The organism is Pantoea sp. GbtcB22 (assembly GCF_019091025.1).
GTDB lineage: Bacteria > Pseudomonadota > Gammaproteobacteria > Enterobacterales > Enterobacteriaceae > Pantoea > Pantoea leporis.
In genome coordinates, this window is the sequence record NZ_JAGXKB010001004.1 from 1 (window position 1) to 230 (window position 230).

The following is a 230-nucleotide window of genomic DNA, read 5'->3' on the forward strand; positions in this document are numbered from 1 at the left end:
TGAAACGCCTGCTGGCGCAGCCGGGCGGTGCGCTAGCGGGCGGCGAGCAGCAGTCATTGGCGCTGGCGCGTTGCCTGTGCGGCCAGCCGCAGCTGGTGCGGCTGGATGAGCCAACGGAAGGGATTCAACCGAATATCTGCGAGGAGATTATCGAGACGTTGCGGCGGCTGCGGCATGAGATGGATATTTCAATCATTCTGGTGGAGCAGGATATCGAGTTTCTTTACGCT

Annotated in this window: 1 protein-coding gene; it reads left to right on the plus strand. The window is 60.4% G+C overall.

Translation table 11 applies throughout. From position 1 onward, the window contains the following. Window positions 1-230 (plus strand): ATP-binding cassette domain-containing protein (locus KVT28_RS27315; protein ID WP_217551486.1); only part of this gene is annotated, 230 nt, incomplete at both ends.